The sequence below is a fragment of the Cognatishimia coralii genome (assembly GCF_037478305.1).
GTDB classification, from domain to species: domain Bacteria; phylum Pseudomonadota; class Alphaproteobacteria; order Rhodobacterales; family Rhodobacteraceae; genus Cognatishimia; species Cognatishimia coralii.
Map to the genome: position 1 here is coordinate 232,248 of NZ_JBBGAZ010000003.1, position 17,925 is coordinate 250,172.

A 17,925-nucleotide genomic window follows, 5' to 3' on the forward strand; every position below is an offset into this window, starting at 1 on the left:
AAGAGGACCTTTGCCAAGATCGGTTTCAGCCGGATCTAATGGGTAAACAGGGGATGCTCTGGAACGCACGTCGTTGAGCTTGAGGGAGCGAGGCAAAGCAAAGGGCCCGACGTCCTCTTGGCAAACAATATCCGTTTACTTGTTCAACGCATCCAAGCGGGCTGTTACAGACAGGCCATGTGCCTCCAGACTTTCGCTCTGCGCAAGGGTTTCCGCGGCGGGCCCAATGGCGCGCAAGCCCTCTGGTGTCATCTTGGACAGGGTGGTGCGCTTGAGGAAATCCATCACCGACAAGCCGGAACTAAACCGCGCCGACCTCGCAGTCGGCAGCACGTGATTTGGCCCACCGACATAGTCTCCGATGGCTTCTGGCGTGAATTGCCCAAGGAAAATCGCACCCGCATGGGTGATCTTTTCGGACAAGGTATCCGGGTCGGCGACACAAAGCTCTAGGTGCTCGGGCGCAATCCGATCCGACAATTTTGCGGCTGTGTCTAAATCCGGCACGGTGATCACGGCCCCAAAGTCACGCCAACTTGCGCCTGCAATCGCGCGCCGTTCAAGCGTTTCAAGACGCGCCTCCACCGCATTAGACACCGCCCGACCAAAGGCTGCATCATCCGTGATCAGGATAGATTGCGCGCTTTCGTCATGCTCTGCCTGACTAAGCAAATCCAGCGCGATCCAATCGGGATTGTTGTCTTTATCTGCAATCACAAGAATTTCCGACGGGCCCGCAATCATATCGATCCCGACTTTGCCAAACACACGGCGCTTGGCTGCGGCCACAAAAGCATTGCCCGGCCCTGTGATTTTGTCCACCGGCGCGATGGTGTCCGTACCATAAGCCAAAGCTGCCACAGCCTGCGCACCGCCGATACGGTAAACCTCATCTACGCCCGCGAGTCGTGCAGCCAGCAGCACAAGAGGGTTCGCTTCTCCGTCCGGTGTCGGCACAACAATCGCAAGACGGCCCACGCCCGCCACTTTCGCCGGGATCGCATTCATCAGAACCGAGGACGGATAGCTCGCCAATCCCCCCGGCACATAAAGACCCGCCGCCGAAACCGCAGTCCAGCGCCAGCCCAAAGTAGCGCCGCTATCGTCCGTCCAGCTTTCATCCTGAGGCATTTGACGCGCGTGATAGGCCCGAATGCGTGCAGCCGCCAATTCCAGGGCCGCGCGTTCGTCAGGTGTTACTTGCGCGCAAAGAGCATCGATCTCTTCCTCAGAAAACCGAAGCGTTTCCGGCGTCAGATCCAAACGATCGAATTTCGAGGTCAGCTCGATGACGGCGGCGTCTCCGCGCGTCTGAACATCGGCGATAATCCCCGCGACGACCGCGTCAACGTCAGGGCTATCCTCGCGCTTTGCGCTCAGAAGGGCGGTAAAACGGCTTTCGAAATCTGCATCTTGCGCGTTCAGAAACTGAGGCATCGGGCTCTCCTTTGCGCTGCTCTTAGCGGCAGTGCGCGCAAGGCTCAAGTCACGCGCGGCTATAGGCGTGAATTTGGCGCAGGATCAGCCAACCCGCGGCACTTCACGTCCCGTGATCCGGCGTCTTTTTTGAAGGGGCGAGGTAAGGGCGTGTCACATCTTTCAAGGACACTTCCAGCGCGTCCACAGAGAGTCGAATGGCACCGTCACCCGCCAAGGTCAGAGTGAGCTCTTCAGTTGCGTCATCGGTTTCAATCGACAAAAGCGCCAGAATCACATCGGTGTCTGAACGATCAACGCCCTGACTTGCGACTTTGGTAACATTCTCGATAACAAGGAGGCTTTGCACCCGCTCGACATCTCTCCCACGCGTGCGCGCGTTTTCGGCGTCTTCCCAGCGGAACCGATTGAGCAAAATCGCAAAGCGGCGCTCTTTGGCGCGCCATGTCATCTCGGTTACGGGGAAAACCGCATCCTGCGTCAAGGCGGACAGCACCTTGAGGTCTTCGCCATCCAAAGCCCCAAGGTTCAGAGGCACCTCGCGCCCGTCTTCAAACCGTGCGTCTTCGCTCATACGCCCTCTACCCGCTCCACTTTCGCACCAACTGCCGAGAGCTTTTGCACGAGGTTTTCGTACCCGCGGTCCAGATGATAAACACGGTTCACAGTCGTCTGACCTTCGGCCACAAGCCCCGCAAGGATCAAAGAGACCGAGGCGCGCAGATCTGTTGCCATCACCGGTGCGCCTTTCATTTTCTCAACTCCGTGCACCGTGGCCGTACCACCAGAGACCTCGATATTGGCCCCCATCCGGATCAATTCCGGTGCGTGCATAAAGCGGTTTTCAAAGATGGTTTCTTCCAGCACCGACGTGCCCTCGGCAAAGCACATCATCGCCATGAATTGCGCTTGCAAATCCGTCGGGAAACCCGGGAACGGCGCGGTGGCCACATTGACAGCTTTCAGACGCCCGCCCGGATGGCGCACCTTCAAACCCCGGTCTGTCTCGGTGATCTCAAGGCCTGCTTCTTCCATCTTGTCGCAGAATGCCGACAGCAGCTCACGACGCCCGCCAATGCATTCCACTTCGCCACCCGCAATACCCGGAGCAGTCATATATGTGCCCAACTCAATTCGGTCGGTGATCACACGATGGGTCGTGCCATGCAAACCGTCTACGCCCCGCACAACCATGGTGTCCGTGCCAGCCCCCTCGATGTCTGCGCCCATGGCAATCAGACAATCCGCCAGCGCTTTGGTATCCGGCTCGCGCGCTGCATTCTTGATGACGGTCGTGCCCTTGGCCAGAACGGCGGCGCACATGATGTTTTCAGTGGCTCCAACGGAAGGGAAAGGAAACTCAACCTCAGCGCCTTTCAGATCCCCTACCGCATGAACGTAGCCGTCTTTCAACTCTACCTTTGCGCCAAGCTTTTCCAGGCCGGTCAGGTGGAAATCAACCGCCCGCGCCCCAATGGCACAGCCGCCGGGCAGTGAGACCACCGCCTCTCCGGTCCGGCCAATCAGAGGCCCGAGCACGTTGAACGACGCACGCAGCTTCCGCACCATATCATAATGCGCCATATGTGAGGTCAGTTTGGAGGCGGACAAAGCCAAAGTCCCACCAGAATCCAACCGCCCGATCTCAACACCAAGGCTTTCTAGCAAGGCCGAAAGCGTCGCCACATCAGACAGGCGCGGGACATTGGTCAGGGTCAGTGGTTCTTCGGACAGAATCGACGCACACATAAGTTTAAGGCAGGTGTTCTTGGCCCCTGCGATAGGAATTTCTCCCGACAATGGGCCACCACCGGTCACTAGTATTGAATCCATCTACCCTACCCCTCGTTATTTTCTGCTGTTTTTGCTTCATCCATACTGGCCGAACGCGCTTTGGCCTGCGCCTTGCGACGGCCCATATTTGCCTTAAGCGCGGCCTTTAGGCGGTCCTCGCGCGTTTGTGCCTTAGCAGCCTTGCCAGATGAGGTTTTCTTATTGTCCATGCGCTTTCAATACATGAGGTGAAAAAAACATGCTAGATGCCCTTGCGCGGGTTAGAATTTGAGTCTAATCACCGCGCCACGGTGACACTCTGACAGCAGATGCACCATGGCTTAGGCCGCAGTAGCTCAGTGGTAGAGCGCACCCTTGGTAAGGGTGAGGTCGGGAGTTCAATCCTCCCCTGCGGCACCATCCTCCCTCACCACAAAAACGCAAAACGGCGACGTCATTCATCTTGCGCGAAATACTCCGGGGTGAAGGCCTGTGGCCGAGGGGCAGAGCCCCTAAGCCGCTATACAGGCTGCCATCAACCGATAGACAATTTGCGCGGCGGTGAAATCCCAAGCGGCATTGCCATCCGGGGCCAGTTCCACGACATCTAGCCCAACACATCTACGCCCCTTGAGGGCATGCTCTACCAACCTAAGCGATTGATAATACCCAAGCCCTCCGGGCACTGGCGTCCCGGTCGCGGGCATCAAGCTAGGATCCAGCCCATCAACGTCAAAGCTGACATAGACCAGCTTAGGAAAATCATCTGGCAGATCGACCTCAAAGAGATTGCCAACGACCAACTCCTCGGCATCTTTGTAAAAGACACCATTAGCGTCGCGGCTGTCCATTTCCTGCTGACACAGCGCGCGGACCCCGAATTGCGCGAGACAAATGCCCTCTTCGCTCAAGAGGTGCATGACAGAAGCATGGGAGTGTTTGTTGCCCTGATACGCCACCCGCAAATCAGCATGGGCGTCGATCTGCACCACCCCAACCGGCTGGCCCAGCGCGCGTGCCACGCCCATCACAGCGCCGAAGCTCAGCGAGTGTTCGCCGCCCAATGTCACGGGAATACGTCCTTCGGCCACGACGCGCGCGGTGCGTGCGGCGAGGCGCTCCATCACATCTGGCAAATCGCCTGTACAGTCCAGCGGTTCCTGCGTGAAAATACCGGCGGCGCAGGGCTCGCGACCGTTGGTAATGCGCTCGAGCTCGTTTGACGCCTCGATGATGGCTGCGGGGCCTTTGGCGGTGCCAGATCCGTAGGAAACCGTCCGTTCAAGCGGGACTGGAATGACATGGAAACGTGCGTCTTCGTTGCGCTCATCAGGTGTCAGTTCGCTGTCGAGAAATACGCTCATCAGAGACGGCCCTTGAAGTCAGAATAGGAAAACTCGCGTATCATACGAAGATCATCGGTGGTGCTGTTCCACAGTGCAATCGCAGGCAGAGGCACGCCGTTGAATGTATTGGTTTTCACCATCGAATAATGCGCCTGATCCAGAAACGCGAACCGCTGGCCAATCTTTACCTGAGCCGGCCATGTATAGTCGCCGATGACATCGCCCGCGAGGCAAGAGGGCCCGCCTAGACGATAGGTACTTCCGTCTTCGACCTCTCCTAGCATGGCGGGGCGATAGGGGGCTTCGATCACGTCGGGCATGTGGCAGGTGGCCGAAATATCCGTGATGGCGATGTCCATGCCGTTGGTGAACGTATCAAGGATTTCGCCCACCAAGATGCCTGCATCCAAGGCCACGGCCTCTCCGGGCTCGATCATCACGTCGACTTCGTATTTCTGACGGATGTCTTTCAGGAGATGGATCAAGACGTCGTGATTGTAGTCCGCGCGGGTGATATGATGCCCGCCGCCGAAGTTGATCCATTTCAATTGTTTAAAATACGGGATCAGCTTGAATTCCACGGACGACCAGACATGCAGCAGAGGATCGACGCCCTGTTCGCAGAGCACATGCATATGCAGCCCGTCGACGCCTTCGAGCACCTCCGGCGTCAATTGACTGATGGGCGTGCCCAGACGCGAGCAAGGGGCGGCTGGGTCGTATTTGGCGACCTCTCCGACCGAGTATTCAGGATTGATGCGGAGGCCAACCTGAACGCCTGCCGCGTGGCACTTCGCGAGAAAGCGGTCTTTTTGGCCAGGAGAGTTGAAGATCACATGGTCCGACAGCGCAATGATCTCGTCGATATCGCTGTCCTTGTAGCCTGCACAGAATGTCGCGACCTCGCCGCCGTATTCTTCACGGCCCAAGCGCGCCTCATAGATGCCTGACGCACAGGTGCCGTCGAGGTATTTGCTGACCAAGGGTGCGGTCGAGAACATTGAAAAGGCTTTGAGCGCGGCGAGCACCTTTGCGCCCGAGGCATCTGCCACGTGGCGCAGGACCTTGAGATTGGCTTCAATCGCGGCCTCGTCCACCACGAAACAGGGGCTCGGCACGCGGCTAAGGTCAAAGTCGCGAAACGCGCCCGGATCGCCGGCTTGGGTGGTCATCATCTCGGGCATTTGGGCCTCGTTTCTGGCTTCGCTGGGGGCCAGCCCCCAAGACCCCCGGGATATTTCTGGCAAGAGAAAATGGAGGCTGGAGGCTTGGAGGTTTTTAGAAGTCGACCGGGCCGTCGAGTTCGTGGACCTGCCATGGCAGGCCGTGGGTATTGAGCATGTCCATGAAGTCATCTGGATCGAGTTGCTCCATATTCCAGACACCTGGCTCTTTCCAGTTGCCTTTGAGGAGCTGTGCAGCGCCGATCATGGCAGGCACGCCGGTGGTGTAGCTGACCGCTTGCGAGCCGACTTCGGCGTAGCATTCTTCGTGGTCGCAGATGTTGTAGATGTAGAAGGTCTTCTCGCCCGAGCCGTCTTTGGCTTGACCTGTCGCGATATCGCCAATGCAGGCTTTGCCTTTGGTCAGCGCGCCCAGATCGCCGGGATCGGGCAAGAGCGTTTTCAGGAACTGGATCGGGATGATTTCATGACCGTCATGCACCACCGGATCGATACGGGTCATGCCGACGTTCTGCAGCACTTTGGCGTGCATGATGTAGGCATCGCCGAAGGTCATCCAGAACCGCGCGCGTTCGATTTCGGGGAAGTGGGTGGAAAGCGACTCCAGTTCCTCATGATACATCAAGTACATGTTTTTGTTGCCAATCCCCGGGAAGTCGAACTCGACCTTTGTGGACATGGCCTCGCTGGTTTGCCAGTCTCCACCTTCCCAGTGGCGCACTTCCGCGAGCACTTCGCGCAGGTTGATTTCCGGGTTGAAGTTGGTGGCAAAAGCCTGGCCGTTGTCGCCGCCATTGGCGTCCAGAATGTCGATCTGGCGGATGGTGTCGAGCTTGTGTTTCTTGAGCCAAGTGGCAAATACAGACGTCACGCCCGGATCAAAGCCAGAGCCGAGGATCGCGGTCAGACCCGCCTCTTTGAATTTGTCCTGATAGGCCCATTGCCAGTGGTATTCGAACTTGGCGACGTCTTCGGGTTCGTAGTTTGCCGTGTCCAGATAGTGGCAACCTGCTTCAAGGCAGGCGTCCATCAGGACGAGGTCCTGGTAGGGCAGCGCGAGGTTCACGAGGATTTCGGCACCTGTTTCTTTGATCAAGGCCACGGTTGCCGCGACATCCATGGCATCCAGCGCTGCGGTTTTGATCGTGACGCCAGTGCGTTCCTTGACCGAGGCGGCAATCGCATCGCATTTGGATTTCGTCCGGCTCGCCAGCGTGATCTCGGTAAAGATATCGCTGTTCATCGCCATCTTATGCACGGCAGCGTGGGAAACGCCCCCTGCCCCGACAACCAGTGTTTTGCCCATGATCCCTACTCCTGCGTTTGAGGTCATTCGTAATAAGTATAGCCGTTGATGCTGTCGCGGTAAGCGCTCATCAGGATTTTGCGTTCTTTGGATTTCAGCGCGCCGGACGAAATCGCTTCGTCCACCATTTTGCGGAATTCGGCGACGCAGTCTTGTGGGTCGAATTCCACATAGGACATGACTTCGGAAATCGTGTCGCCCTCTTGTTCGTGCAAGAGGTCAAAGCCGCCGTCCTCGCGCAGCTCAATCGTCACCACATTGGTGTCGCCAAACAGGTTGTGCAAATCGCCGAGCGTTTCCTGATACGCGCCGACGAAGAAAACACCCATATAGTAGGGTTTGTCTTCGGGCAGCGTATGGACTGGCAGCGCGCGGGCGACGCCGTCTTCGAGGATGAACTTGTCGATCTTGCCGTCGCTGTCGCAGGTGATGTCAGACAAAACCGCATAGCGATCCGGCGCCTGGTCGAGCATCTGCAAAGGCAGCATCGGGTGCAACTGGTCAATCGCCCAGACATCCGGCAGCGATTGGAACAGCGAGAAGTTGCAGTGATAGATGTCGCTCAGGCGGATCATCTGGTCTTCTGGCACAGAGATATCATCAAAGGCCGCGTGGTGTTTGATGCGCGCCATGATGTGCAAATAGATCCGCTCCGCCCGCGCCATTTCGCGTAAAGATACATAACCTCGGTGGAAGAGCGCGCGCATCTCGTTGCGGTAAAAGCTCGCGTCGTTCCAGCATTCTTGCAGGCGATCTGCAGTGACATATTCGCTGATGGCAAGCAGGTCGGTGATCAGGTGGTGATCGTCTGGCTCTGGTTTGGGCGCGGTTGGCGCGTCGTAGAGCGTCGCCTCAAGCACGTTGAACAAGAGCATCGACGAGGTCGCGACGACTGCGCGTCCACTTTCGGTCACCAGCGTCGGATGGTCGATCTCGGCTGCGTCCATGGCGTATTTCACCGTCTCAACCACATTGGTGCAATATTCGCGCATCGTGTAGTTGATCGAGTTCTCGGTGGCCGATTTCTCGCCGGTGTAGTCCACGCCCAGACCGCCGCCCAGATCGAGGTGGGTCAGAGGCACGCCTTCGCGCGTGAGTTCCGTATAGTAGCGGCAGGCCTCGGATACCGCGCGGCGTACGTCGTTCACATCTGGCACCTGGCTGCCCAGATGGCTGTGCTGCAGCTTGAGGCAATGCAAAAGCCCCGCATCACGCAGCTTGTCGATGACCGAGACCAATTGGTCTGTGTTCATACCAAAGGTCGAGCGGTCGCCCGAGCTTTCTTCCCATTTGCCGGTGATCTGGTTGGTCAGCTTCACACGCACGCCCAAGAGCGGCTCGACACCGAGTTCTTTGTAGACCTCGATGACCGTGTCGACCTCTTTGGGGCTTTCCAGCACGATCACGGTGTTAAAGCCGATCTTGCGTGACAGGATGGCGAGGCTGATGAACTCTGGGTCTTTGACGCCGTTGCAGACGATCAGCGCGTCCCAAGCGAGGCGATGGGCCAAGGCGATCACAAGTTCCGGCTTGGAGCCTGCTTCGAGGCCATAGTTATAAGGCTTGCCGAATTGAACGATGCGGTCGACGACCTGCGCCTGTTGGTTCACTTTGATCGGAAAGACGCCGCGATAGACACCACTATAACCGACCCGTGTGATCGCCTCCGCAAAACACTCGTTTATGTGTTTGATTTCGCTTTCCAAATAGGACGAAACACGCAGGACCATGGGCGACTGGATGCCGCGGTCTTCGAGGTCGGAAAGGATGTCAGGAAGGCTGACCGCAGGCGCTTTGGGATTGAGAGGGTTCTTGAGGCCGACTTCACCTTTGTCCGTCACGACGATGAGGTCTTTGCCCCATTTATCGATCCCATAAACACTATGTGGCGCGGTCTTCGGCGTGTTCAATCACTGATCCCCCAAAAGGCGTAAGCTAACAGACGATTACCGGCTGTCCACCGGATGGCGCCGTTTAGGCGTGAAAAGGATTCGTGCCAAGAAGAATTTTCACATGCAAAAGGGCGTAGGGGGAACTACGCCCTTGTAGGTGTTTACCTGTGCCGGACTTAGGAGAGAGAGACCGGTTGTTTTGCCTCCAGAGACTCTGCAGCAGCATCTGCCAAGACCTGCGCGCGCAAGCCATCCTCAATAGTTGGGCTGATAGGCGTTCCGTCGCGCACCGCATCTACAAAATGCGCCATCTCGCGGCGATAGGCCTCGGCGTAGCGCTCAAGGAAGAAATGCTGCGCAGGGGCCGCACGGAACCCATTCGCGGTCGCGACCTCTACGGTGTTTTCCAGCATATTCTCAGCGCGCAACATGCCGGCCGATCCATGCACCTCGATGCGCTGGTCATAGCCATAGCTTGCGCGACGGGAATTGCTGATCTGACAGATTTTGCCGCTGGCAGTCGTCAGGGTGACGGCGGCTGTGTCCACGTCTCCTGCTTTGCCAATTTCGGGATCCACCAGAGACGCGCCGACCGCATAGACCGACACCGGCTCTTCGCCCAACAGGAAGCGCGCCATATCCAGATCGTGGATCATCATGTCGCGAAACAGCCCGCCCGAACTTTTGATGTAGCTCACGGGGGGCGGAGACGGGTCGCGGGACAGGATCGTGACGATCTCGACGTCTCCGATTTCGCCACTTGCGATGCGAGATTGGACGTTGGCGAAATTCGGGTCAAAGCGGCGGTTGAAGGCCGTGAGGAACGGGACGCCCGCCTTATCGACGGCTGTCATACATTCGCGAATGCGATCCGCGGACATGTCGACCGGCTTCTCGCAAAAGATCGCTTTGCCGTTAGCGGCGGCGGCATGGATTAGATCGTAGTGCGTATCTGTCGGGGTGCCGATCACAACCGCATCCAAATCCGCGCTTTCGATCAGGGCCATTGAGTCTAGCACCTGAGCCCCTGTTTGCGCGGCCAAAGCCTCGGCGGGGGCGGCGAAAGCATCAGCAACTGCCGAGACCCGAACGCCCTCAATATGGGCCACGGATTTCGCGTGGACCTGACCGATGCGGCCACATCCCAAAAGACCAATATTCAGCATCATTCTGCCCCTTTGAATGCGCGAAGGACGCGACGTGTGGCGTCAAACACAGGATCATGCGTTTCCTGCAGGATCTGGACGCGGTCAAACCTGTTTTCATCCTTGTTGACCGAGTCCCTCAGGGCGTGACCAAACGCCATGCGCAGCTCTGTTCCGATATTGAACTTACAGATTTTCGAGCCGCGCGCCAAAGCGGTGCGTTGCGCAACCGGCACGCCAGAGCCGCCATGGATAACCAATGGCACCTCAGTCACAGCCTCAATCGCGCGGATGCGAGGCTCGTCCAATCCACCCTCTTTGTCCTGTTGCAGATGCACATTGCCAACAGAGATCGCCATTGCGTCAACGCCCGACTCCCGCGCAAACTTTGCGGCCTCCTCTGGATCCGTCCCCGCTGAATTTTCGCCGCCGGAGTAGCCAACGAACCCGATCTCGCCCTCACAGGAGATCCCCGCCGCATGGGCCATTTCGGCAATCCGAGCCGTCTCTTCGATATTCTGCGCCAAGGGCTTGCGAGAGCCGTCAAACATCAGTGAGGTAAACCCGCTGTCCAAGGCCTCTTTGCATTCCTCAAATGTGTAGCCATGGTCCAAATGCGCCACGACCGGAACCGAGGCATTCTCGGCCAGTTGCCGGAACATTTTGCCCAGCACCGGCAAAGGCGTGTGCGCGCGACAACTTGGCCCTGCCTGCAAGATCACCGAGACCTCTTCGGCCTCTGCCGCCGCAACATAGGCGCGCATTTCTTCCCAACCGAGTGTCACAAGACCAGCCACAGCGTATCCCTGCTTCAGCGCGGGCTGAAGCACTTCTGATAATGTTGCGAGCGTCATTTGAACTTGGCCACCATATCCATAATGCCCGGGATCGTGTGCAGCTGTTCCGCGTGCTGCGGCTGGAAATACTGCTTCAGGCTGCGTTGGCTGAGGCCGCCCAGAATGGTGAAGTAATACATCTGATAGCCCGGCATCGCTACGCAGGGGTGATAGCCCGAACGCAGACAAATCGTGGAGCCATCCACGATGTGATGCGCGTCACCCATGGCGTCGCCCTCTTGCTGGATGATCTGAACGCCTGTGCCGTAGTTTGGCTTGAACCGATAGTTATAGGTTTCGTCATGACGGGTTTCGTCAGGCAGCCGGTCTGTATCGTGTTTATGAGGAGGAAACCCAGACCAGCCGCCCTCACCCACAGTGTAAAGTTCGCTCACCAAGAGGCGGCCCACCTTGTCGTGATGATTGGCCCCAAGGATATGTTTGATCTTGCGGTGTGTTTTGGTGTCGTCAGAACCATATTGCACCACATCGAGATCTGCGGCGCGCACGTCAAAGGGTTCCAGAACCTTGTCGTATTTCGCGCCCGCGATGAAGGTTTCGGTCTCCTCCGTCACGCAGGTGATCCGCACCTTTGCGCCAACGGGGACATAGACGCCCTCAGGTTCTCCGTCCCAGACATCGACCGTACGGTTGCCCAGCGCGGGATATTTTGCGCCGTCGACATCCACATCAACCGTGCCAGTGCCGGGCACAACACAGGTCTCGTAGCCCGGAGTGGCGTATTCAAAGGTCTCGCCCTTCTTGAGCTTGACGATGTTGAAATAATTCAGCGGTACAAAGCCGTCTTCGACATCCACGATCGGTTTGTTTTCGTTATCATATGGGGCGATATGCATGGGTTCGTCCTTTCAGCACGTCGTGGGGCCGGGATGGGATTTGAGGAAGGCGTCAAGCTGGTCGCCATTGGGCATCGCAGGCGCGCAGCCAGGCTGCGACACAACGATGGACGCACAGGCCGAGCCGCGCAAAACGGCGTCTTTCATGGGACGGCCTTCGGAAAGTGAGGCGAGGAAGCCCGCCATGAAACTGTCGCCTGCGCCAGTCGGTTTGACGGCGTCGACAGGGAATATTCCTGTAATCAGCTCTTGGTCCTCGGCAAATGTCACCGCTCCATGAGGGCCTTTTTTATAGACCACGATGGTTGCCGAGCTTTCAGCCAGAGACCGGGCCTTGGCGAGGCCTTTTTCGATGCCGCCTGCCATAAAGCCGAACTCTTCGTCATTGGCGACGATGACGTCAGACAGATTGCCTGCACGTGAGAGAACCTCTTCGGCGACCTCTGGAGACGGCCAGGAATATGGGCGATAATCCACGTCGAAAATGATTGGAAGACCGGCCTCTTTCGCCAGTTCAAAGGCACGGAAGGCGGCGGACCGCGAGGGCTCGGCCGCAAAGACCGTGCCGGCGGTGATCAGCGCGCCATACTGAGAATAATCCACGGCTTCGACATCCTCGATGGACATGCGAAAATCAGCGGCGTTGTTGCGGTAGATCACGCTCTGATGCTCTTCGATCCGCGTTTCATAGACCGCGAGCGAGGTCCGTTCCTCGCCTTTGATCCGTTTAACATGGCTGCGGTCGATCCCATAGTGATCCAACTGCCCCTCACAGTACCAACCCACCGCATCGTCAGACACGCAGGTGACCAAAGCGGCCTTGCAGCCGAATTTGACCAAACCCGCTGCAATATTGGCAGAGCTTCCGCCCATGCCGACCTTCAAATCCGTCGCGTCTTTGGTGCGCGTACCTGGTGGATCGGGCCAGAGGTCCATGCCGACCCGGCCAACCACCAGAAAGTTGCGTTTTGCGATCCCGTCCAGAACCATCACACGCCCCGCCGTTGTTTTTCGCGAGTGGATTCCCAATCCAGATGGGCTGCGCGCACATTCTCGTCCTCGGTGATATGAGGCGTGCCGACTTCCCACCATGTGTGGCCTTCGGTGGTCCAGCCCTCGTAAGGGTCCACATCCATGACAATCACATAGGTCTTATCGCTCGCTTGCGCGCGCTTGAACGCTTCGGCCAATTCCGCGGGGTTTGCGACACGTTCGGACGTCGCGCCCATGGACGCGGCGTGGGCGGTGAAGTCCACCGCGAAGGGCTCAGAGATCGTCGGGCAGTCGGCCAAGAGGTTGTTGAAGCTCTCGTTGCCAGTGTTGTTTTGCAATTTGTTGATGACGGCGAAACCTCCGTTGTCGAGCACAAGAACGATCATCTTTTTGTTCGACAGGACAGACGAATAAATGTCCGAGTTCATCAACATATAGGACCCGTCGCCACAGAAGGTGATGGTGTCCCGTTCAGGTTCTCGCTGCGCCTGAGCAATCCGAGCGCCCCAGGCCCCCGCGATTTCGTAGCCCATGCAGGAGAAGCCGAATTCGACGTCCACTGTTCCGATATCAAGCGTGCGCCAGTTGGCGGTGACTTCGGCGGGCAGGCCTCCGGCAGCAGCGACGACGCGGTCGCGCGGATCAACGAGATCATTCACGACCCCGATGGCTTGGGCGTATGAATTGGGGCGATTGCCGAAAGAGACGTTATCGGCCACATAGGCGTCCCAAGACTTGCGTTCATCCTGCGCCAAAGCGACCCAATCAGAGGGTGCAGTGTAGTCCAAAGCGTCGCTGAGGGCGGTTAAGCCCAACTTCGCATCCCCGACAACGGTCAAAGACATATGTTTGGCCGCATCGTGACGCGCCGCGTTCAAAGACACGAATTGCGCGTCTTTGGCAAAGGCGGTCCATGAGCCAGTTGTAAAATCCTGAAGCCGCGTTCCGACCGCCAAGATCACATCCGCTTTTTCGGCAATCGCATTCGCGGAGTCCGAGCCGGTCACGCCAATCGGACCGATATTCAAAGGATGCGTTGCCAAGAGGTTGGCGCGACCGGCGATGGTTTCTACAACAGGGATCTGATGCTTCTCGGCAAAAGCCGTTAGCTCTGTAACGGCGCGCGAGTATTGCACCCCGCCGCCTGCGATGATCATTGGGCGCTTGGCTTGTGACAGACAGGCAACGGCGTCGGCGATCTCTGCCGTATCAGGCGCCTGACGGCGAATGCGATGCACCTTCTTTTCAAAGAACACGGTCGGGTAGTCATAGGTCCACCCTTGCACGTCCTGCGGCAGCCCAAGGAAGGCAGGACCGCAATCGGCCGGGTCAAGCATGGTCGCAATCGCAGATGGAAGGGACTGAATGACCTGCGCAGGGTGGGTGATGCGGTCCCAGAAACGGGTCACCGGTTTGAAGGCATCATTAACACCAAAGGTCGGGTCATTATAGTTTTCAAGCTGCTGCAACACCGGATCGGGCAGACGCGTCAGGAAAGTATCGCCGCAGAGCAAAAGCATTGGCAGACGGTTTGCATGCGCCAAAGCAGCCGACGTCAAAAGGTTCGCAGTGCCCGGCCCCGCAGAGGCCGTACAGAACATGAAACGCTGCCGCAGCCATGTCTTTGCATAGCCTGCAGCCGCGAATCCCATGCTTTGTTCGTTCTGCCCGCGATAAAGCGGCAGTTCTTCCTTCACACCGTTCAGGGCCTCGCCCAGACAGGTCACATTGCCGTGGCCAAAGATCCCAAAGCCACCTCCGCACAGGCGCAGCTCTTCACCATCTATCTCGATGTATTGATTGGATAACCACCGGATGATCGCCTGAGCGGTCGTCAACCGAACAGTATCGTTCGTCTTAGTCATGTCTGCCTGTCCCCTCCCTGGGAAAATTCGACGCGATGTCGAATGCAGCTTGCGAGTCGTTGATTCTCAGGATACTAATTTTGCAACCGGTTGCAAATTGAATTTCAAACGGGGAGGAGAACAGACTTGGAAATCGGCATTGGCATCATTGGTGGTGGCTATATGGGCAAGGCGCATGCTGTGGCGATGGCCTCGGTTGGCGCTGTGTTCAACACCAAGCTGCGTCCGCGACTCGAGATGGTCTGCGCCTCCTCGCCTGATTCTGCGGAACGCTATCGCGTGGCGTACGGCTTTGCGCGCGCCACGGATGACTGGCGCACTCTGGTCGAGGATCCACGTGTCGGGGCCATCGTGATCGCCTCTCCTCAGGAAACGCACCGGCGCATTGCCGAGGCGGCTTTTGCTTTGGGAAAACCTGTTCTATGTGAAAAACCTCTGGGGGCTTCGATGGAAGACAGCGCGGCGATGGTTGCGGCTGCAGAGGCCTCAGGCGTTCCAAATATGGTTGGCTTTAATTATATCCGCACCCCTGCCAGCCAATATGCGCGCCAGCTGATCGCGGATGGCGAAATCGGTGACATCACCTGGTTTCGCGGTGAACATACCGAAGACTTCTATGCCGACCCGCGCACGCCCGCGAGTTGGCGCACCTCTGGCATGGCGAACGGCACGCTCGGAGATCTCGCGCCGCATATGGTGAATGCGGCACTGGCTCTGATGGGTCCGATTGCCCGCGTCATGGGCACTTATGAAACCGTTCACAAGGAACGGCCTGGCGGAGAGGTCGACAACGACGATCACGCCCAGTTGATGTGTCGCTTTGAAAACGGCGCGATGGGCGCCATGTATTTCAGTCGCATCGCGACGGGGCGCAAGATGGGCTATGCCTATGAAATCACAGGCACCGCAGGCGCGATCCGTTTTGATCAAGAGGATCAAAACGCCCTGTGGCTTTATAAAATTACGGACCACGAATCCCAACGCGGGTTCCGCAAGATCCTAACGGGGCCTGCACATCCAGACTACCTGCCCTTCTGCCAAGGTCCGGGCCATGGCACGGGCTATCAGGACCAGATCATCATCGAAGCGCGCGATTTCCTGCGCGCGATTGAGACAGGCGAGGCCATCTGGCCCACCTTTAAAGACGGACATGACGTGAACCGTGTAATTGCCGCGACTTTGGCCTCGGCGGACACGGAAACATGGCAAAATATCAACGACTTCTAAGTTTCGGAGACCAAGACCAATGACAATCAGAATTGGCAATGCCCCCTGCTCCTGGGGCGTCGAATTTGCGGATGATCCGCGCAACCCTGCATGGCGGTCGGTGCTGAAAGACTGCGCGGATGCAGGCTATAAAGGCATCGAACTTGGCCCTGTTGGCTATATGCCCGAGGACCCTGCGATACTGGCTGACGCCTTGGCCGAACATGATCTGGAATTGATCGGCGGCGTTGTGTTCCGCGCCTATCACGACCCGGCCATGTGGGACGATGTGCTGGACGCGACCCACCGCACGGCGAAGGCTTTGAAAGCCCATGGCGCGCAACATCTGGTACTGATTGACTCGATTTCCGAGCGTCGGGCGCCGACCGCGGGCCGCGCCAGTGAGGCCGAGCAGATGGATAAGGCCGAATGGACCGCCTATCGCGACCGCATCGCCGAGACCGCGCGGATTGGAGCCGAGGAATACGGACTGACCGTCGGCATTCACGCCCATGCGGCAGGGTTCATGGATTTCGAACCAGAACTGGAACGTCTTCTGAATGAGGTCGACGAAAAGATCCTTAAGATCTGCTTTGACACGGGCCACCATTCTTACGCGGGCTTTGATCCCGTTGCGTTTATGAAGCGTTATGTGGATCGTATCTCTTACATGCACTTCAAAGACATTGACCCCAAGGTAAAAGCCGATGTGATCGCCAATCGCACGGGCTTTTATGACGCCTGCGGTCAGGGCATTTTCTGCAATCTCGGCGACGGAGATGTGGATTTCCCAACCGTCCGTCAGATCCTTTTGGACGCAGGCTTTGAGGGCTGGTGCACGGTCGAGCAGGATTGCGACCCGACGCTGGATGTCTCGCCGATTGATGACGCGCGCGCGAACCGCGAGTATCTTGAATCCATTGGGTTTAACTAAGAAAGGCCCGAGAAATGACAAAGCTGAAATGGGGTATGATCGGTGGCGGCGAAGGCAGCCAGATTGGACCAGCGCACCGCCTCGGCGCGCTTGCGGACGGGCATTTTGAGTTCACAGCGGGCGCGTTGGATCACCGTCCTGACGTGGGGCGTGAGTATGCCCAACGTCTTGGGATCGCGGCGGATCGCGCATATGGCGATTGGACGGAAATGCTGGCGGGCGAGAAAAATCGCGACGACCGGATTGATCTGGTAACCGTGGCGACGCCGAATGCAACGCATTTTGAAATCACTAAGTCATTCCTTGAAGCAGGCTTTAACGTGCTTTGCGAAAAGCCGATGACCATGACCGTCGAAGAAGGCGAGGAAATCGTCAAAGTCGCTGAAAAATCGGGGAAAATCTGCGCAGTCAATTACTGCTACTCGGCCTACCCGATGGTGCGCCAAGCCCGCGCCATGGTCCGTGCGGGAGAGATCGGAAAGGTGCGCCTTGTGGTGACAAACTTCAGCCACGGTCACCATGGCGACGCCACCGACGCGGACAACCCGCGGGTCCGATGGCGTTATGATCCGGCGATGGCGGGCGTGTCAGGCCAATTCGCAGATTGCGGCATCCACGCTTTGCATATGGCGAGCTTCATTAGCGATGACGAGGTGGAAACGCTTTCCGCTGATTTCGCCTCGACCATCCCAAGTCGAGAGCTGGAAGACGACGCGATGGTGAATTTCCGCATGCAAGGCGGCACAGTTGGGCGGCTTTGGACGTCTTCTGTGGCGATTGGACGTCAGCATGGATTCGACATTCAGGTCTTTGGGGAAACCGGTGGCTTGAGATGGGCCTCGGAACAGCCGAACCAACTGATCTACACGCCCGTTGGTGGCCGCACGCAGATCATCGAGAAAGGCGAAGGTGGCCTTTATGAAGACGCCCAGCGCCTGAGCCGCGTGGCAATTGCACACCCAGAAGGTTTCCCTCTGGCAGTTGCCAATATCTATTGCGATTTGGCGGATGCGATCAAAGGCGAGACACGGGACGGGCTGCCTGGAGCAGCCGATGGCGTACGCTCGATGGCCGCTGTTCACACAGCCGTAGAGTCCGCCAAAGCAGGTGGCGCGTGGCTTGATGCGCGGCCGTCTATTTTCCGATAGATC

The 17,925-nt window shown here is 57.8% G+C and carries 16 protein-coding genes and 1 tRNA gene; 4 read left to right on the forward strand and 13 right to left on the reverse strand.

Annotated elements, in window-relative coordinates; translation table 11 throughout:
• Positions 1 to 135: 135 nt before the first annotated feature.
• The 4 genes from hisD to WG622_RS08580 form a co-directional block, all read right to left on the reverse strand.
• On the reverse strand, positions 136 to 1,437 hold the full coding sequence (gene hisD, locus WG622_RS08565) for a histidinol dehydrogenase (RefSeq protein ID WP_339403214.1): 1,302 nt from the start codon (positions 1,435 to 1,437) through the stop codon (positions 136 to 138).
• A 103-nt stretch (positions 1,438 to 1,540) separates the two neighbouring features.
• Positions 1,541 to 2,011 carry a DUF2948 family protein gene (locus WG622_RS08570; RefSeq protein WP_339403215.1) on the reverse strand — a complete coding sequence of 157 codons (471 nt, stop codon included), beginning with the start codon at positions 2,009 to 2,011 and terminating at the stop codon, positions 1,541 to 1,543.
• Positions 2,008 to 3,270, reverse strand: coding sequence for a UDP-N-acetylglucosamine 1-carboxyvinyltransferase (gene murA / locus WG622_RS08575; protein ID WP_339403216.1), 1,263 nt, complete (start codon positions 3,268 to 3,270; stop codon positions 2,008 to 2,010). The genes WG622_RS08570 and murA overlap by 4 nt, the downstream gene beginning before the upstream one ends.
• Before the next feature lie 5 nt (positions 3,271 to 3,275).
• Positions 3,276 to 3,440 (reverse strand): hypothetical protein, encoded by a 165-nt coding sequence (locus WG622_RS08580; protein ID WP_339403217.1) that lies wholly within the window; start codon positions 3,438 to 3,440, stop codon positions 3,276 to 3,278.
• Positions 3,441 to 3,555: 115 nt separating this feature from the next.
• On the opposite strand from WG622_RS08580, the gene WG622_RS08585 reads away from it, so the two are divergent.
• Positions 3,556 to 3,630 (forward strand) — tRNA-Thr (locus tag WG622_RS08585).
• A gap of 92 nt (positions 3,631 to 3,722) precedes the next feature.
• Here the strand turns inward: WG622_RS08585 and speB are convergent.
• The 9 genes from speB to iolD all read right to left on the reverse strand — a co-directional run bounded on the left by speB (position 3,723) and on the right by iolD (position 14,634).
• Positions 3,723 to 4,574: an agmatinase gene (speB, locus tag WG622_RS08590; protein ID WP_339403218.1), complete on the reverse strand. Its 852-nt coding sequence runs from the start codon at positions 4,572 to 4,574 to the stop codon at positions 3,723 to 3,725.
• On the reverse strand, positions 4,574 to 5,740 hold the full coding sequence (gene nspC, locus WG622_RS08595; protein ID WP_339403219.1) for a carboxynorspermidine decarboxylase: 1,167 nt from the start codon (positions 5,738 to 5,740) through the stop codon (positions 4,574 to 4,576). Before nspC ends, speB begins: the two co-directional genes overlap by 1 nt.
• 94 nt (positions 5,741 to 5,834) lie before the next feature.
• Positions 5,835 to 7,046, reverse strand: coding sequence for a saccharopine dehydrogenase family protein (locus tag WG622_RS08600; protein ID WP_339403220.1), 1,212 nt, complete (start codon positions 7,044 to 7,046; stop codon positions 5,835 to 5,837).
• A gap of 23 nt (positions 7,047 to 7,069) precedes the next feature.
• The gene (speA, locus tag WG622_RS08605; protein WP_339403221.1) at positions 7,070 to 8,956 is read right to left on the reverse strand and encodes a biosynthetic arginine decarboxylase; all 1,887 of its coding nucleotides are present in this window, start codon (positions 8,954 to 8,956) and stop codon (positions 7,070 to 7,072) included.
• Between the two features lie 158 nt (positions 8,957 to 9,114).
• On the reverse strand, positions 9,115 to 10,104 hold the full coding sequence (gene iolG / locus WG622_RS08610; RefSeq protein ID WP_339403265.1) for an inositol 2-dehydrogenase: 990 nt from the start codon (positions 10,102 to 10,104) through the stop codon (positions 9,115 to 9,117).
• On the reverse strand, positions 10,104 to 10,937 hold the full coding sequence (locus WG622_RS08615) for a class II fructose-bisphosphate aldolase (RefSeq protein ID WP_339403222.1): 834 nt from the start codon (positions 10,935 to 10,937) through the stop codon (positions 10,104 to 10,106). Before WG622_RS08615 ends, iolG begins: the two co-directional genes overlap by 1 nt.
• Complete coding sequence (locus WG622_RS08620) at positions 10,934 to 11,776, reverse strand: 5-deoxy-glucuronate isomerase (RefSeq protein WP_339403223.1); 843 nt, start codon at positions 11,774 to 11,776, stop codon at positions 10,934 to 10,936. Before WG622_RS08620 ends, WG622_RS08615 begins: the two co-directional genes overlap by 4 nt.
• Before the next feature lie 12 nt (positions 11,777 to 11,788).
• Entirely contained in the window at positions 11,789 to 12,766 is a 978-nt protein-coding gene (gene iolC / locus WG622_RS08625) for a 5-dehydro-2-deoxygluconokinase (protein ID WP_339403224.1), read from the reverse strand.
• Positions 12,766 to 14,634, reverse strand: a complete 1,869-nt coding sequence (gene iolD, locus WG622_RS08630; protein ID WP_339403225.1) for a 3D-(3,5/4)-trihydroxycyclohexane-1,2-dione acylhydrolase (decyclizing) — start codon at positions 14,632 to 14,634, stop codon at positions 12,766 to 12,768. The genes iolC and iolD overlap by 1 nt, the downstream gene beginning before the upstream one ends.
• A gap of 162 nt (positions 14,635 to 14,796) precedes the next feature.
• Here iolD and WG622_RS08635 point away from each other — a divergent pair, with 162 nt between their 5' ends.
• Genes WG622_RS08635 through WG622_RS08645 form a run of 3 tightly spaced genes read left to right on the forward strand, consistent with a single transcriptional unit; the run spans position 14,797 to position 17,922 of the window.
• Positions 14,797 to 15,861, forward strand: coding sequence for a Gfo/Idh/MocA family protein (locus tag WG622_RS08635; protein WP_339403266.1), 1,065 nt, complete (start codon positions 14,797 to 14,799; stop codon positions 15,859 to 15,861).
• 19 nt (positions 15,862 to 15,880) lie between these two features.
• Positions 15,881 to 16,774, forward strand: coding sequence for a TIM barrel protein (locus tag WG622_RS08640; RefSeq protein ID WP_339403226.1), 894 nt, complete (start codon positions 15,881 to 15,883; stop codon positions 16,772 to 16,774).
• A 14-nt stretch (positions 16,775 to 16,788) separates the two neighbouring features.
• The gene (locus WG622_RS08645) at positions 16,789 to 17,922 is read left to right on the forward strand and encodes a Gfo/Idh/MocA family protein (RefSeq protein ID WP_339403227.1); all 1,134 of its coding nucleotides are present in this window, start codon (positions 16,789 to 16,791) and stop codon (positions 17,920 to 17,922) included.
• Positions 17,923 to 17,925 lie beyond the last annotated feature (3 nt).

Bases quoted from the DNA above. Each gene is read 5' to 3' on its own strand.
- WG622_RS08600 (WP_339403220.1), bottom strand. From the start codon at position 7,046: ATGGGCAAAACACTGGTTGTCGGGGCAGGGGGCGTTTCCCACGCTGCC.
- WG622_RS08645 (WP_339403227.1), top strand. From the start codon at position 16,789: ATGACAAAGCTGAAATGGGGTATGATCGGTGGCGGCGAAGGCAGCCAG.
- WG622_RS08615 (WP_339403222.1), bottom strand. From the start codon at position 10,937: ATGACGCTCGCAACATTATCAGAAGTGCTTCAGCCCGCGCTGAAGCAG.
- speB (WP_339403218.1), bottom strand. From the start codon at position 4,574: ATGAGCGTATTTCTCGACAGCGAACTGACACCTGATGAGCGCAACGAA.
- WG622_RS08640 (WP_339403226.1), top strand. From the start codon at position 15,881: ATGACAATCAGAATTGGCAATGCCCCCTGCTCCTGGGGCGTCGAATTT.
- WG622_RS08635 (WP_339403266.1), top strand. From the start codon at position 14,797: ATGGGCAAGGCGCATGCTGTGGCGATGGCCTCGGTTGGCGCTGTGTTC.
- iolC (WP_339403224.1), bottom strand. From the start codon at position 12,766: ATGGTTCTGGACGGGATCGCAAAACGCAACTTTCTGGTGGTTGGCCGG.
- hisD (WP_339403214.1), bottom strand. From the start codon at position 1,437: ATGCCTCAGTTTCTGAACGCGCAAGATGCAGATTTCGAAAGCCGTTTT.
- murA (WP_339403216.1), bottom strand. From the start codon at position 3,270: ATGGATTCAATACTAGTGACCGGTGGTGGCCCATTGTCGGGAGAAATT.
- WG622_RS08620 (WP_339403223.1), bottom strand. From the start codon at position 11,776: ATGCATATCGCCCCATATGATAACGAAAACAAACCGATCGTGGATGTC.
- nspC (WP_339403219.1), bottom strand. From the start codon at position 5,740: ATGCCCGAGATGATGACCACCCAAGCCGGCGATCCGGGCGCGTTTCGC.
- WG622_RS08580 (WP_339403217.1), bottom strand. From the start codon at position 3,440: ATGGACAATAAGAAAACCTCATCTGGCAAGGCTGCTAAGGCACAAACG.
- iolD (WP_339403225.1), bottom strand. From the start codon at position 14,634: ATGACTAAGACGAACGATACTGTTCGGTTGACGACCGCTCAGGCGATC.
- WG622_RS08570 (WP_339403215.1), bottom strand. From the start codon at position 2,011: ATGAGCGAAGACGCACGGTTTGAAGACGGGCGCGAGGTGCCTCTGAAC.
- iolG (WP_339403265.1), bottom strand. From the start codon at position 10,104: ATGCTGAATATTGGTCTTTTGGGATGTGGCCGCATCGGTCAGGTCCAC.